Origin of the sequence: Nonomuraea antimicrobica (assembly GCF_039536965.1) — a bacterium.
GTDB lineage: Bacteria > Actinomycetota > Actinomycetes > Streptosporangiales > Streptosporangiaceae > Nonomuraea > Nonomuraea antimicrobica.
In genome coordinates this window covers 37,794-50,935 of the sequence record NZ_BAAAZP010000016.1, presented here as the reverse complement: position 1 = coordinate 50,935, position 13,142 = coordinate 37,794, and the positions used below count along the sequence as shown (strand labels likewise).

15 protein-coding genes are annotated in these 13,142 nt (G+C 70.2%); 9 read left to right on the top strand and 6 right to left on the bottom strand.

What is annotated here, in order from left to right; all coding sequences use genetic code 11:
- Positions 1–106: 106 nt before the first annotated feature.
- The 4 genes from ABD844_RS05750 to ABD844_RS05735 all read left to right on the top strand — a co-directional run bounded on the left by ABD844_RS05750 (position 107) and on the right by ABD844_RS05735 (position 4,158).
- Positions 107–445: a hypothetical protein gene (locus ABD844_RS05750; protein ID WP_344873684.1), complete on the top strand. Its 339-nt coding sequence runs from the start codon at positions 107–109 to the stop codon at positions 443–445.
- A complete protein-coding gene (locus ABD844_RS05745) occupies positions 442–1,590 on the top strand; it encodes an oxalate decarboxylase family bicupin (protein WP_344873682.1) in 1,149 nt (382 codons plus the stop codon). Before ABD844_RS05750 ends, ABD844_RS05745 begins: the two co-directional genes overlap by 4 nt.
- Before the next feature lie 298 nt (positions 1,591–1,888).
- Positions 1,889–2,956 carry a HesA/MoeB/ThiF family protein gene (locus tag ABD844_RS05740; RefSeq protein ID WP_344873680.1) on the top strand — a complete coding sequence of 356 codons (1,068 nt, stop codon included), beginning with the start codon at positions 1,889–1,891 and terminating at the stop codon, positions 2,954–2,956.
- The gene (locus tag ABD844_RS05735) at positions 2,953–4,158 is read left to right on the top strand and encodes a hypothetical protein (RefSeq protein WP_344873678.1); all 1,206 of its coding nucleotides are present in this window, start codon (positions 2,953–2,955) and stop codon (positions 4,156–4,158) included. Before ABD844_RS05740 ends, ABD844_RS05735 begins: the two co-directional genes overlap by 4 nt.
- On the opposite strand, the gene ABD844_RS05730 is transcribed toward ABD844_RS05735, so the two are convergent.
- The 3 genes from ABD844_RS05730 to ABD844_RS05720 all read right to left on the bottom strand — a co-directional run bounded on the left by ABD844_RS05730 (position 4,100) and on the right by ABD844_RS05720 (position 5,678).
- Complete coding sequence (locus ABD844_RS05730; RefSeq protein ID WP_344873676.1) at positions 4,100–4,591, bottom strand: cupin; 492 nt, start codon at positions 4,589–4,591, stop codon at positions 4,100–4,102. The two genes, ABD844_RS05735 and ABD844_RS05730, sit on opposite strands and share 59 nt — an antisense overlap.
- Positions 4,592–4,725: 134 nt before the next feature.
- Positions 4,726–5,484 (bottom strand): thioesterase II family protein, encoded by a 759-nt coding sequence (locus ABD844_RS05725; RefSeq protein WP_344873674.1) that lies wholly within the window; start codon positions 5,482–5,484, stop codon positions 4,726–4,728.
- A complete protein-coding gene (locus tag ABD844_RS05720) occupies positions 5,481–5,678 on the bottom strand; it encodes a hypothetical protein (protein ID WP_344873672.1) in 198 nt (65 codons plus the stop codon). Before ABD844_RS05720 ends, ABD844_RS05725 begins: the two co-directional genes overlap by 4 nt.
- 26 nt (positions 5,679–5,704) lie before the next feature.
- Between ABD844_RS05720 and ABD844_RS05715 the strand changes: the two genes are divergently transcribed.
- The 3 genes from ABD844_RS05715 to ABD844_RS05705 all read left to right on the top strand — a co-directional run bounded on the left by ABD844_RS05715 (position 5,705) and on the right by ABD844_RS05705 (position 8,088).
- Positions 5,705–6,181 carry an AraC-like ligand-binding domain-containing protein gene (locus tag ABD844_RS05715; protein ID WP_344873670.1) on the top strand — a complete coding sequence of 159 codons (477 nt, stop codon included), beginning with the start codon at positions 5,705–5,707 and terminating at the stop codon, positions 6,179–6,181.
- Positions 6,182–6,196: 15 nt separating this feature from the next.
- A complete protein-coding gene (locus tag ABD844_RS05710) occupies positions 6,197–6,433 on the top strand; it encodes a hypothetical protein (RefSeq protein WP_344873668.1) in 237 nt (78 codons plus the stop codon).
- 353 nt (positions 6,434–6,786) lie between these two features.
- Positions 6,787–8,088, top strand: coding sequence for a HAMP domain-containing sensor histidine kinase (locus tag ABD844_RS05705; RefSeq protein WP_344873667.1), 1,302 nt, complete (start codon positions 6,787–6,789; stop codon positions 8,086–8,088).
- Here the strand turns inward: ABD844_RS05705 and ABD844_RS05700 are convergent.
- The 3 genes from ABD844_RS05700 to ABD844_RS05690 all read right to left on the bottom strand — a co-directional run bounded on the left by ABD844_RS05700 (position 8,076) and on the right by ABD844_RS05690 (position 12,331).
- Positions 8,076–9,362, bottom strand: a complete 1,287-nt coding sequence (locus ABD844_RS05700; protein WP_425568509.1) for an ArsB/NhaD family transporter — start codon at positions 9,360–9,362, stop codon at positions 8,076–8,078. The genes ABD844_RS05705 and ABD844_RS05700 overlap by 13 nt on opposite strands.
- A gap of 222 nt (positions 9,363–9,584) precedes the next feature.
- The gene (locus ABD844_RS05695; protein WP_344873664.1) at positions 9,585–11,387 is read right to left on the bottom strand and encodes an alkyl/aryl-sulfatase; all 1,803 of its coding nucleotides are present in this window, start codon (positions 11,385–11,387) and stop codon (positions 9,585–9,587) included.
- A 95-nt stretch (positions 11,388–11,482) separates the two neighbouring features.
- Complete coding sequence (locus ABD844_RS05690) at positions 11,483–12,331, bottom strand: alpha/beta fold hydrolase (protein ID WP_344873662.1); 849 nt, start codon at positions 12,329–12,331, stop codon at positions 11,483–11,485.
- Between the two features lie 83 nt (positions 12,332–12,414).
- Between ABD844_RS05690 and ABD844_RS05685 the strand changes: the two genes are divergently transcribed.
- On the top strand, positions 12,415–12,756 hold the full coding sequence (locus ABD844_RS05685; protein WP_425568511.1) for an ArsR/SmtB family transcription factor: 342 nt from the start codon (positions 12,415–12,417) through the stop codon (positions 12,754–12,756).
- Positions 12,753–13,142, top strand: a complete 390-nt coding sequence (locus tag ABD844_RS05680) for a VOC family protein (RefSeq protein WP_344873658.1) — start codon at positions 12,753–12,755, stop codon at positions 13,140–13,142. Before ABD844_RS05685 ends, ABD844_RS05680 begins: the two co-directional genes overlap by 4 nt.

The window sequence follows — 13,142 nt, the reverse complement described above, 5'->3', positions numbered from 1 at the left end:
TCTTGTGAGGCCGCTGTGAGCTTGCCGAGCCGTTCGAGGGCCGCTGAGGGCCGTCGAGAGCCGTTGAGAAGCCTTTTGTGACCAGATCCCGCCACCGAGGTGACCGATGCCAGCGCCGAGCGACCACTACCGGACCGTCTTCCCCAGAACCGGCCTCACCCAGACCGGCCCCACCCGAGGGCCGGAACGCGACCCCGCGGGCCCTGCGGGCCTGCCGGTCCCGGTGGCGCGGATCCGGATCAAGCTCGTCGCGACGGTCCTGCTGACCGCGGCGGCACCCGTCTTCGATGCCCCGGTGTGGCTCACGTCGGCACTGACGCTCACGTGCCTGGCCATACCGCCGGCCGTGGCGGCACTGGGCGGCGCGGACCTCGTCCGCGAGCTGTTCCTGCTGCCACCACGACCGAACCCATCCGCAACCATCCGAAAGGACGATCACCCATGACCAAGCCCATGGAACAGCGCATCCCGCATCCGAAGCGCAACGGCAAGGGCGGCCTGGACACCGGGCCCCGCAATATCGAGCTGGACCTGCAGAACCCCGACATGCTCACGCCGCCGGAGACCGACCACGGCACCGTTCCCAACATGAAGTTCTCCTTCTCGATGGCGCACACCCGCATCGAGGAGGGCGGCTGGACGCGCGAGGTCACCCAGCGGGAGCTGCCGATCGCCACCACGCTGGCCGGTGTGGACATGAAGCTCAACCCCGGCGCCTACCGCGAGCTGCACTGGCACAAGGAGGCCGAGTGGGCGTACGTGCTGGAGGGGAGCTGCCGCATCGGCGCCGTCGACCAGGAGGGCTGCAACTTCCTCGACGACGTGCAGAAGGGTGACCTGTGGTTCTTCCCCAAGGGGGTGCCGCACTACATCCAGGCGCTGGAGGAGGGCGTGGAGTTCCTGCTGGTCTTCGACGACGGCAACTTCTCCGAGAACTCCACCTTCATGATCAGCGACTGGTTCGCGCACACCCCGAAGAGCATCCTGGCCAAGAACTTCGGCTGGACGCCGCAGCAGATGGCCAAGATGCCGGAGAAGGAGAAGTACATCTTCAAGGGCCAGGTGCCGCCTCGCCTGGACTCCGACCGGGTCGTCAGCCCCACCGGCGACGTGCCCCGTACCTTCAAGCACCGGATGCTCTCGGGGAAACCGCAGCGGTTCTCCGGCGGGACCGTCCGCATCGTCGACTCCACGACCTTCAAGGCGGCCACCACCATCTCCGCCGCGCTCGTGGAGATCGAGCCCGGCGGCCTGCGTGAGCTGCACTGGCACCCGACCGACGACGAGTGGCAGTACTACATCTCCGGTCAGGGCCGGATGGGGGTGTTCGCCAGCTCGGGGCTGAACCGGACCTTCGACTTCCGGGCGGGCGACGTCGGCTACGTGCCGTTCGCCTTCGGGCACTACGTCGAGAACACGGGCAAGGAGCCGCTGGTCTTCCTGGAGATGTTCCGCAACCCACGGTTCGAGGACATCTCGGCCACCCAGTGGATGGCCAACCTGCCGCCTCAGGTCAGCGCGGACACCATCAACATGCCCCGTTCCATGATCGAGGCGCTCCCGAAGGACAAGCGTCCCGTCGTCGCCTGAGCCGACGCCCGGAGGCGCTGACGTCGCGCCCGGCCCAGCATGCGTGCCCTGGGCCGGGCGCGTGCGCATTTCGCCCCTTTTTATAGGTCGTGCCCGAGTCTGTAGCGGCTTTGTAGAGGCTCTATGGCGCGGACGGTACATCATTCCTTGATCGCACTTCGCAGGATAGGAGGATCACCATGAAGATCGAGATTCGTAAGGTCGAGGCCATCAAGGCCACCGTGAACGGCCCCCACTAGACAGTGTGCCGGGGTGGGGGCGACCACCCTCGCCTCCACCCCGTTCTCAAGGAGTCGCAATGCGGATCGTGCTGAAGGAATGCCTGTGGGAGTCGATGGGCGACGAACTGCTCGTCCTCTTCGACCCACGCGAGGTGATCACTCTGGGAGATCCGGACGGCCGCGTGGCCGCCCTCCTCACGGAGCTGAGCCGCGCACCGCAGACCGCGAAGTCCCTGGCCCGCACCCTGTCCGTGCCCGAGGAGGACGTGACCGAGGCCCTGGCCGCACTGGACTCGCTGGGCCTGGTCGAGGACGCGGACTCCCGCACGCTGGGCGATCCCGCCATGGACGCGCGGCACTTCTCCAACCTCGCCTTCTTCGGCACCTTCGCCAGGCTCGACCGGCCGCGGACGGAGTACCTGCGCCGGTTGCGCGAGGCCCACGTCCTCGTGCTGGGAGTCGGCGGCGGCGGCTCATCCCTGGTGCAGTCCCTGGCGGGGCTGGGCATCGGCACCCTGACGCTCGTCGACCGGGACGACGTCGAGCCGCGCAACTTCGCCAGGCAGTTCCTCTACCGGCACTCCGACCTCGGCCGCTCCAAGGTGGAGCGGGCGGCCGAATGGGTACGCGAGTACGACCCCACCATCTCGGTCCGCGCCGTGGACCGCTGGATCAACGGCCCGGACGACCTCAAAGACCTCATCGACGGCGTCGACCTGGTGGCGGGCGGGCTCGACGGGGACCCCGAGGCGCACCTGTGGGTCAACGAGGCGGCCGCCCGCGCGGGTGTGCCCATCGTGGTGGGCGGCATGACGCGTACCCAGGTGATGTACTACTCCGTCGACCCGGGCAAGAGCGCCTGCGTGCAGTGCGACTGGGAGAACCGCGCCGATCTCGGCGAGGAGTCGGCGGGCGGCTTCTTCGAGCGCAACAGGGCCGGCATCACGGTCACGAACACCCTCATCGGCCCGCTGGCCATGCAGATCGGCTCGCTGGTGGCGTACGAGGCGCTGCGTTACCTCACGGGGCTGGAGCCGCCGGTCGCGGCCGGCGCCTACATCAAGCTCGACCTGCGCGACGGCCTCCAGCCGGAGCGGCAGCCGTTCGCCACGACCCCCGACTGTCCCGTGTGCGGCGGATCATGACCGTTCGGCTGCGGCCACTGAGCGTCGTGCCGGAGGGCGACGACGAGGTGCTGGTCGGGGATCCGGCGACGGGCACGTTCGTCGCCATCCCCGCGGTCGGCGGGGTGGTGATCAACGCGCTCCAGGACGGCGCGACCGTCGAGGAGACGGCCAGGCGGGCGGCGGAGTTCGCCGGGGAGCCCGTCGACGTGCCCGCCTTCGTGGACGCGCTGCGCGAACTGGGCTTCGTCGAGGACCCGTCCGATGGCACAGCCCAGGCCACGGCTGAGGCCACCGCGCCGGAACCCGCCGGAGAACGGGCCCCGGTGGCGACCGCGCCCATCCAGGGCAGGCGCTGGCTGCGCGGCGTACGCGCCGATCTCGCCCGCCCGCTGTTCGGCCGGATCGCCTGGACGGTGTACGCGCTGGCCGCCGGGTTCAACGTGGTGGCCCTGCTGTTCGTACCCGGGCTGCGGCCCGACCCCGCCCACGACGTCTTCTTCGCCGACGTCGGGCTCAGCACGATCCTGCTCTACCCGATGTTCCTGGCCGTGGCCGCGTTGCACGAATGCTGGCACTGGCTGGCCGCCCGCGCGCTCGGGATCCCGGCCCGGTTCGGCGTGGACCGGCGGATGGTGTTCGTGGTCTTCGAGACCGACCTGTCGCAGTTGTGGTCCGTGCCCCGGCGCCGGCGCTACGGCCCCCTCCTCGCGGGTCTGGCCGTCGACTCGCTCCTGCTGGCCCTCTCCCTCGCCCTCCAGTGGGTGACGGACCTGGCGCTGCTGCCCGCCCTGGCGTACGTCCTGGTCTTCCAGATCGCCTGGCAGTGCATGATCTTCCTGCGTACCGACCTGTACGCCGTGCTGGTCACCTGGCTGAGGTGCAAGAACCTGTGGCGCGTGCAGGCCCTGCTCCGCCGCCGGGCCTTCGGCCGCCTCAGCGCGGCGGAGGCGGAGGAGCTGGCCGCGGCCGACCCGCACGACCTTCGCGTGGGCCGCTGGTTCCGCTGGCTCTGGCTGGCCGGAGTGGCGGTCGTGGTGGCCTGGCTCGGCGTCTTCGTGCTGCCGGTCATCGTCGGGCTCGTCCAGTGGGCGGCGACCGGCCTCGCGGCCGGGCCCGGCGCGTGGGCCTTCTGGTACGCGCTCTGCTGTCTGGCCGTCGTGATCACGCCGTGGGTGGTTGCGGGCTGGCTGGCCGTACGCGAGCGGGCCCGTCGTCCGTAGGCCCGCGGGGCTCCTCTTCGAGCCGGGTGCCCGGTGGCAGGGTGACGGCCATGACGGCGCTGGGGATGTCCAGCTCGACGCGGTGCCATCGGCCGCGCGGGACGATAGCGGCGGTCCCGGCCATCAGCTTGATCTCCTCCTCCCGCTGCCCCGGTCGTTGCGGGCGCAGGTGCAGGCGGATCTTCCCGACCAGGCAGCAGACGACCCGCTCGGCCCCGGGGTGCACCTGCCAGTGACCGGCGTGGACGTCGGCGCCGGTCTTGGCGTGGAGCGCCGTCAACTGCCAGCCGTCCTGGCCGGAGCCCGCCGGCCGTGTCCCCGCGTGGATCGTGCCGTCGGGGTGGAGGTGGAGGACGGAAGCGAAGAGATCGAACGGGGTCACGGTCGTGCCGGGACGGCCCTTTTCGCGCGAATCCTTGGGGATCGTGCTCATGACCGCCATCGTCGTCCTTCCGCCGCCCAAGGGCGTCCTGCGAGCGGAGTCATCCACCCCTACCACGCAGGGACCGGCGACCGGCCGGACTACGCCCCGGGGAGTAGGCGGTGGCGTCCGTGAAGTGAGCGGCCTCAGCCCTGGCGGGGCGGCCCCTGGACGGCCTTGACGAGGAGCCCGGCCAGGTCGTTCAGCCGGGTGTCGAGGTAGAAGTGCCCGCCGGGCATGACCTGAAGGTCGAACGGCCCGGTGGTGTGCTCGGCCCACGCCGACGCCTCGGCGATCGTGGTGTTCGGGTCGCGGTCGCCGACGACGGCGGTGATCGGGCAGTTCAGAGGCTCGCCCGGCGTCCACAGGTAGCTCTCCACGGCCTTGTAGTCGTTGCGGACGATCTGCAGCACCATGGCGAGCAGCTCCTCGTCCTGGAGCACGCGCGGATCGGTGCCGCCCACCCTGCGCATCTCGGCCACGAGGCCCGCGTCGTCGAGCAGGTGGACCTCGCCGCGACGGTATGCGGCGGGCGCGCGCCGTCCGGACGCGAACAGCCAGGAGGGGCCGTCCGCACCGAGGCGGCGGGCCACCTCGAAGGCGACGACCGAGCCCATGCTGTGCCCGAAGAAGACCCGCCGGCGGCCAGGCTCGTGCCCGGACAGGACCTCGGCGAGCCGGTCGGCCAGCTCGGCGATGTTGTCGATGAGCGGCTCCAGCCGCCGGTCCTGCCTTCCGGGGTACTGCGCCGTGAGGACGTCGGCGTACGGGCTCAGCAGCCCGGAGAGCTGGTGGAAGTAGCTGGCCGAGCCGCCCGCGTGGGGGAAGCAGACGAGCTGCGGGTCGCCGGCGCCGTCGTGGAAGCGCCGCAGCCACATGCCGGCCGGGCCGTTGGGCGATGTCACGTGTTCACCTCTCGCGTTCCGTGGTCGTCGCCGGGCGGGGGATCGCCGGCGACGGCGACGTGCCGGAGGAAGGCCACCGCCGGCACGCCTGTGATCGCCAGGATCGCACAGCCCGTGAACGCCGCCGCGTGCCTGCCCGTGACGTACGCCCCCGGACGGCGACGCCGATCGGCCTCTGTTGCGGCCGGAAACACGGCGGTTATCTTCTGTCTCAGGGGACGTGCTGGAGCGACGGCGGCAGGTGATCGGGGTGTCCGTGGAGACGGTGGTCCGCACGGCGGTGTTACCCGCCAGAGAGCGGTTCGACTTCTGGCGGGAGATGGTCTGCCAACTGGTGGTCCCGGTAGAGGTGCGCAGTGACGACACCACCGACTTCGACGCCACGATCCGGGTGATCGACCTGGCGCGGATGCAGGCGTCGATGCTGGACTTCCCGCGGGTGGAGGGGCACCGGAGCACCCGGCTGATCCGGCGTTCCGATCCGGAGATCTACTACTTCGCCGTCTGCCTGCGGGGCACCACCCACATCTCCCAGCGGGGACGGACGGTCGCCCTGCAACCCCACCGGCCATGCTCGCCCACGAGAACGGAGTGGGCCACCCGCTCCCGGCGGAGACCGTCCAGCGCTCGCTGCTCGCGCGGGTGCAGGCGTTCATCCGCCGGAACCTGCCCGATCCCTGCCTGTCCCCCGCGATGATCGCCGAACGGGTGGGTGTCATCGGACCACCGTCAAGCGGGGGCATGTGACAGCTACGCCGACAGCTACGGGTTCTACCTGGTGTTCGAGAAGCACGACGGCGGGACGGGCATCGTCCGCGACCCCAACGGTTCGGCGTCGGGGTGCGGCCTGGGGCCGCCCGGACTGGCGACCCCGGCGATAGCCCGTTACTACGTGTGCTCGGATCGTGGCAGCTCGGCCCACATCTGCCGCCCCTGGAAGACCAGCTAGGCAGCACGGCGCGGCCGTCGGACACTCCGTCATGGTCTTGTGACGGCCGGTGAGGCGCTTCCGGTGATGGCCCGATCGCCGGAAGCGCGGGCCGTCGCGGCGGTCCCAGGCGTACCTCGCGCATCTCCGGCCCGACCGGCCCCGCGCGCCACCGCACCACGCAGGGGCCCCGGCCCGGGTCAAGTCCTGGCCGCTTCACACCTCACTTGTCATTTCTTGGGACAGGCTTTCCCCCATCGTTGTCGGGACCGGGGCCTGGTCTTCATTACCGTGAGGGAGTGGGCAGTCTCCTGAGAGGATTTCGTCCACGGTCGATCCGCGGGCGGCTCACGCTGCTGAGCATCTTGTGTACATTGCTGATCCTCGTCCCCACGGCCGTGGCTGTGAGCGTCATCGTCTCCCAGACCATTTCCGATGTCATGTGGGAAGCGACCCAGCAACAGGTGGTCCTGGTCGCGGCCGCCGTCCGCAAGGGCGCCCTGTCCAGCCGGATCGTGCCCTCGGTGCCGGGGGTCGACCTGGTCCAGGTCGTCGAGCCGAACGGTCACGTGCTGGCCGCGTCCGACCACGCGGGGAGGACGGCGCCGATGGTCAGCGCGCGTCCCTCCGGCGACGGCATCCAGGACCTGCAGACCTGTACCGGCGGCAAGCTGGGGTGTCTGCGCGTCAGCGCGCTCCGGGTGAATCCCGGGGACGGCTCTCCTCTGGTCTATGCCGCCGCCCGTACCGCGGTGATGACGTCGACCACCATGGACGACACCATCCTGGCGGTCCAGGCGGCCCTGCTCGCCGCCGCCGTCGGAGGGATCACCTGGTACGTGACCGGCCGCATGCTGCGCCCCGTGGAGGCGATCCGATCGGAGCTGGCCACCACCACCCTCAGCGATCTCAGCCACCGCATCGCGCAGCCGAGCGGAAACGACGAGATCGCCAAGCTGATCCGTACGCTCAACCACACGCTGCTCCGCCTGGAGCGCGCCACGCACGCCCAGCGGCGGTTCGTCGCCGACGCCTCGCACGAGCTGCGCACCCCGCTGGCCGGGCTGCGGCTCAAGCTGGAGGAGGCCGAGATGCATCCGCAGGACATCGACGTGGGCGAACTCATCCACGAAGGTCTCTACGACATCGACCGGCTGCAGGCGATCACGACCGACCTGCTCCTTTTGACCGGGCTCGAATCCAGCGCCGCCGGAGCACGCGAGACGATCGACCTGGCCGACCTGTCGTACACGGAGCTGAGCCGGCGGGCCGACCCCATCCCCGTCACGCCCAGCCTGCTCGGCGGCGTCATCGTGGAGGCCGTGCCCGGACAGCTCGGCCGGGTGCTGACCAACCTGCTGGACAACGCCCAGCGCTACGCCAGGGGTCGCGTGGAGCTACGGGTCTCCCGCGACGGCACCTACGCCATCATGGCGGTCTCCGACGACGGCCCAGGAGTCCCCGTGGCCGACCGCGAGCGGGTCTTCGAACGCTTCACCCGCCTCGACGCCGCCCGCAGCCGCGACCACGGCGGCACCGGCCTCGGGCTCGCGATCGCCGACGACATCGTCCGTGCCCACTCCGGGACCATCACCATCCGCGACAGCGCCCACGGCGGCGCCTGCTTCGAGGTACGCCTCCCCCTCTCGTCACCGGGCGCGGGTCACGGCAGGTAGCGCAGCCACAGGTACGGGGCGACGAGCGCGACGGTGACCACGGTGACGATCAGGCCGTACTTGGTGAACTGCCAGAAGCTGATCGGGGTGCCGTTGCGGGCGGCGATCCCGAGCACGACCACGTTGGCGGCGGCGCCGACGGCGGTGGCGTTGCCGCCGAGGTCGGCGCCGAAGGCCAGCGCCCACCACAACACCCGCGCGCCCTCGCCGCCCGCCTGCACGAGCTGCTCGACGATCGGGCTCATGGTGGCGACGTACGGGATGTTGTCCACGACGGCCGACAGCACGGCCGAGCCGCCCAGCACCCCCATCGTGGCCATCGTGAGCTGCCCGGCGGTGGCCTCGACCGCCGCCCGCGACAGCTCCTCGATGACGCCGGTCTCCACCAGGGCGCCGACCATGACGAACAGCCCCGCGAAGAACACCAGCGTGGGCCACTCCACCTCGGCGAGGGCCTGCTCGGTGGTCACCTTGGTCGCGGCCACCAGCACCCCCGCGCCCAGCAGCGCGACCACCGACGGCTCGTAGTGCAGCACCGGATGCAGCACGAACGCGGCCAGCACCAGCGCGAGCACCGCCAGCGACTGCCACAGCAGCCTGCGGTCGGCGATGGCCTCCCGCTCGTTCAACGCCATGACCTCGGCCGCCCGCTCGGGGTCGTACCGGAACGTCCGCCCGAACATCAGCCAGCACAACCCGACGAACACCACTATCAGCACGATGACCATCGGCGCCATGTGGGCCAGGAAGTCGTTGAAGCTCAGGCCCGCCCGGCTGGCGATGATGATGTTCGGCGGATCGCCGACGAGCGTGGACGCGCCGCCGATGTTCGACGCCATCGCCTCGGCGATCAGGAACGGCACGGGGTTCACCGCCAGCCGCTCGCACACCAGGAACGTCACCGGCGCGATCAGCAGCACCGTCGTGACGTTGTCGAGCAGCGCCGAGGCCCCCGCGGTGATCAGCACCAGCAGCACCATCAACCGGAACGGCCGCCCCCTGGCCCGCTTGGCGGCCCAGATCGCCAGGTACTCGAAGACCCCGGTCTCCTTCAGCACCCCCACGATGATCATCATGCCGAGCAGCAGGAAGACGACGTTCCAGTCGATGCCCGAATGCTCGGAGAAGAACGCCGCCTTCGCACCGGTGGCATGGATCAACAGCATGATCCCGGCACCGCCGAGCGCCGCGGCCACCCGATGGATCCGCTCGGTGGCGATCAGCGTGTACGCGGCCAGGAACACCGCCACGCTCACCCACGACAGCATGCTCACGCCGCGAGCACCCGATCCAGCGGCGGGGCGGCGATCGTGGGGAGGTCGGCGATCAGGTCACGGGCGCGCACCGGCACATCCTTCGCACGTCAACGGGACAACAACCTGCCGACCAGACTTCCCGGCACACCTGTAGGGAACCTATCAAGTACCGTCAAGATCGCCTATACCGCCGCCGCCGACGGTCAGGGTGGGCGGCCGAGAGTCCCGCGTCAGATCCTCTCAGGGCGTGACGACGGCGAAGTCCCGCGCGGGGTTCTCCAGTACGTCGGTCAGCCGGTGCAGGACGGACAGGTCGCCCTCGTGGTCGATGCCGTCGGCGTCGCCCCCGCCGAGCAGGCCCAGCAGGCGCTGCCTGGTCAGGCGCAGGGTCAGGTCCGCTCCCCCGCCCGACGGTGACCTCTCGTGGATCAGCGCGCCGTTGGACATCGTGGTGCGGTGGTGCTCGTCCAGGTCGGTGAGGTGCCAGTCGATGGCGAAGCGCTCGCTCCACGCCCTCGGCCCGTGCACGCGGATGGCGAAGGAGCCGAAGATCTGCTCGGCGGTGAGCGCGCCGAGCAGGTCCGGCGAGGTGGTGTCGGTCGTGCCCGCCGAGGGGCGGCCGGTCAGCTCGGTGGCGCCGGTGAGGTAGAAGTTGCGCCAGGTGGCGTTCTCGGCGCCGTGGCCCATCCGGGTGTAGACCTGGGCCAGCAGCCTGCGGGCCGCGGAGCTGCCCTCGTCGGCGAAGACCGCGTGGTTGAGCAAGGAGGCCGCGAAGCGCAGGTCGCCCTCCCCTACGTAGCGTTCGGCCAGGGCGACCACGGCGGAGGTGCCGCCGAGGCATTCGACGTAGCGGCGGGCCTGCTCGACGGGCGGGTGTTCCCACAGGTGGGCCGGGTTCCCGTCGAACCAGCCCAGGTAGCGCTGGTAGATCGCCTTGACGTTGTGGCTGACCGAGCCGTAGTAGCCGTGGGTGTGCCAGACCTGTTCCAGGGCGGGCGGCATCTGCATGGCCTCGGCGATCTCGGCGCCGGTCATGCCGCGGTTCAGCATGCGTACGGTCTGGTCGTGCAGGTAGGCGTACATGTCGCGCTGCTGGGCCAGGAAGGTGACGATGTTCTCCTTGCCCCAGGTGGGCCAGTGGTGGGAGGCGAAGGCCACGTCCGCCTCGTCGCCGAACAGCGCGATGGCCTCGGTCAGGTAGCGCGCCCAGATACGGGTGTCGCGGACCAGCGCGCCGCGCAGGGTGAGCACGTTGTGCAGGTTGTGGGTGGCGTTCTCGGCCATGCACAGGGCGCGGCGCTCCGGGAACAGGAAGTTCATCTCCGCCGGGGCCTCGGTGCCGGGGGTGAGCTGGAAGACGATGCGTACGCCGTCGACCGTCTCCTCCTGGCCGGTCCTGGTGATGTCGAGAGTGGGCGGGATGAGGGAGAAGGTGCCGGCCGAGGTGCCCATGCCGAGCCCGCAGCCGAGCTGGCCTTCCGGGGAGTGCGGCAGGAGCTGGCCGTACATGTACAGGGCACGGCGGTTCATGGCGGTGCCGGCGTAGACGTTCTCGGAGACGGCGTGCTCCATGAAGTGGGCGGGCGCGATGATCGGGATGCCGTCGCCGTCGGTGACGCCGCGCGCGCCGCCGAAGTGGTCGGCGTGGGAGTGGGTGTAGATCAGGCCGGTGACCGGGCGGTCGCCCCGGTGCTCGCGGTAGAGCCGAAGCGCGGCGGCAGCGCACTCGGTGGAGATCAGCGGGTCGATGACGATGACGCCGCGCTCGCCCTCGACGAGGGTCATGTTGGACAGGTCGAGGCCGCGCACCTGGTAGATGCCGTCGGTCACCTCGAACAGCCCCTGCTTGGCACAGAGCTGCGCCTGCCGCCACAGGCTCGGATGCGCGGTCTGCGGGCAGTCGCCGTCGAGGAAGTCGTACGAGTCGTTGTCCCAGACGACCCGGCCATCGGTGGCGCTGACCACTCCCGGCGTCAGTTTCGCGATGAAGCCGCGCTCGGCGTTGTCGAAGTCGGCACGGTCGTGAAAAGGAAGGTCCGCCATAGAACGGAGGTGCCCGGAATCGTGTTCGACGAGGGCCAGCAAAGCCCCAAGAAAGGACACATGGGATGTGACTCACATAAGGCCACCATTTCAGGTCAGCGCCGGCTGAAGAACCGTCTCAGCTCCGCCGCCACCCGCCCCGGTGAGCCGCGGCCGTCGAGCGGCGCCTCGTGCCCGACGCCGTCCAGGACGACGCGCTCCGCCCGCGGCAGGGTCGCCTGCAGCGCGTCGAGGGCGCGGTGGATCGGCGGCGGGGTGCGTTCACCGTCCATCAGCAGGGCGTCCGCGCGCAGTTCGGCGTAGCCGTCGCTGGTGGACAGCTCGGCGAAGATCTGGACGTCGAGACGCTGCAGGGGAATCAGCTCGGCCACGGACTCCTCGTCGGAGCCGGGCGCCCTGCGCTGCCGGCGGAGGTACCAGCGGAGCGCGGGCTCGAACAGCCAGCGGGGCATCGCGGCGGACAGGCGTTCGGCCCGTACGCCCTTGGCGAAGGTCACCATGGCCGCGGCGACGTCGCCCCGGTCCATCTCGCGTTCGAAGCGCGGGATCCAGGACAGGTCGAAGGCGCCGTACATGGACAGGGCGGGCTCGTACACCGCGACCGCGCTGATGGCGGGCACGGTCAGCGCGGCCTGCAGCGCGATGAGCCCGCCCGAGCTGTGCCCGAACACCAGGCGGGCGCCGGTCCCGGCGACGAGCGCCTCGACGTCCTCGCATTCCCTGGCCATGCCGTACCTCTCACCGGGCGGCCCGCTGCGGCCTCGTCCCCGCCGGTCATGCACGTGAACGGTGAACCCGTCCGACAGCGCCCGCGCCAGCCCCATGTAGTGCTGGGCGGCGAGATAGCCGCCGCTGATCAGCAGGAGCCCCGGCCCTTCGCCCAGACGCCGGTAGCCGATCGTCGTACCGTCGGCCGAGGTGACCTTAGCACCGCTAAATTCCATACTCGCCAGAGTGACTTAGCAGCGCTAAGGAGTCAAGTCGGCGCGATGGCCACTCGGCTTGACATGCAAGCATGGACTTGCCTATGGTGCGGCGGGTGGGTGATGTCTTCAAAGCCTTGGCCGATTCCACCCGCCGGACGATCCTCGACGAGCTGACCGACCGCGACGGACAGACGCTCTTCGAGATCTGCGCCCGGCTGGCGACCAGGCACGGGCTCGGTTCGTCACGGCAGGCGATCTCGCAGCACCTCGACGTTCTCGAGCAGGCCGGGCTGGTCGAGACCAGGCGCGAGGGCCGGTACAAGCTCCACTACATCAACACCGAACCGCTCGAACCGATCGTCGAGCGATGGCTCGGCAGGCCCCGGCACGACGACCGCCTTGAGAACCGCACCGACCCGGACGGGGAGAGGAAACCGACATGAGAATCCACCTGACGAGCGTGCTCGTCGACGACCAGGAGAGGGCGCTGCGCTTCTACACCGAGGTGCTGGGCTTCGTGAAGAAGCACGACGTCCCCCTCGGCGAGGACCGGTGGATCACCGTGGTGTCCCCGCAGGACCCCGACGGCACCGAGCTGGTGCTCGAACCCGGCAGCCATCCGGCGGTGAAGCCGTTCAAGGACGCGCTGGTCGCCGACGGCATCCCGATCACCTCGTTCGCCGTCGACGACGTCAGGGCCGAGTACGAACGCCTGCGCCGCCTCGGCGTGCACTTCACCCAGGAGCCCACCGAAATGGGCCCGGTGACCACCGCCGTGCTCGACGACACCTGCGGCAACCTGATCCAGATCGCCCAGCAGCCGAACTAG

Bases quoted from the DNA above. Each gene is read 5' to 3' on its own strand.
- ABD844_RS05685 (WP_425568511.1), top strand. From the start codon at position 12,415: ATGGTGCGGCGGGTGGGTGATGTCTTCAAAGCCTTGGCCGATTCCACC.
- ABD844_RS05740 (WP_344873680.1), top strand. From the start codon at position 1,889: ATGCGGATCGTGCTGAAGGAATGCCTGTGGGAGTCGATGGGCGACGAA.
- ABD844_RS05750 (WP_344873684.1), top strand. From the start codon at position 107: ATGCCAGCGCCGAGCGACCACTACCGGACCGTCTTCCCCAGAACCGGC.
- ABD844_RS05695 (WP_344873664.1), bottom strand. From the start codon at position 11,387: ATGGCGGACCTTCCTTTTCACGACCGTGCCGACTTCGACAACGCCGAG.
- ABD844_RS05730 (WP_344873676.1), bottom strand. From the start codon at position 4,591: ATGAGCACGATCCCCAAGGATTCGCGCGAAAAGGGCCGTCCCGGCACG.
- ABD844_RS05680 (WP_344873658.1), top strand. From the start codon at position 12,753: ATGAGAATCCACCTGACGAGCGTGCTCGTCGACGACCAGGAGAGGGCG.
- ABD844_RS05690 (WP_344873662.1), bottom strand. From the start codon at position 12,331: ATGGAATTTAGCGGTGCTAAGGTCACCTCGGCCGACGGTACGACGATC.
- ABD844_RS05735 (WP_344873678.1), top strand. From the start codon at position 2,953: ATGACCGTTCGGCTGCGGCCACTGAGCGTCGTGCCGGAGGGCGACGAC.
- ABD844_RS05745 (WP_344873682.1), top strand. From the start codon at position 442: ATGACCAAGCCCATGGAACAGCGCATCCCGCATCCGAAGCGCAACGGC.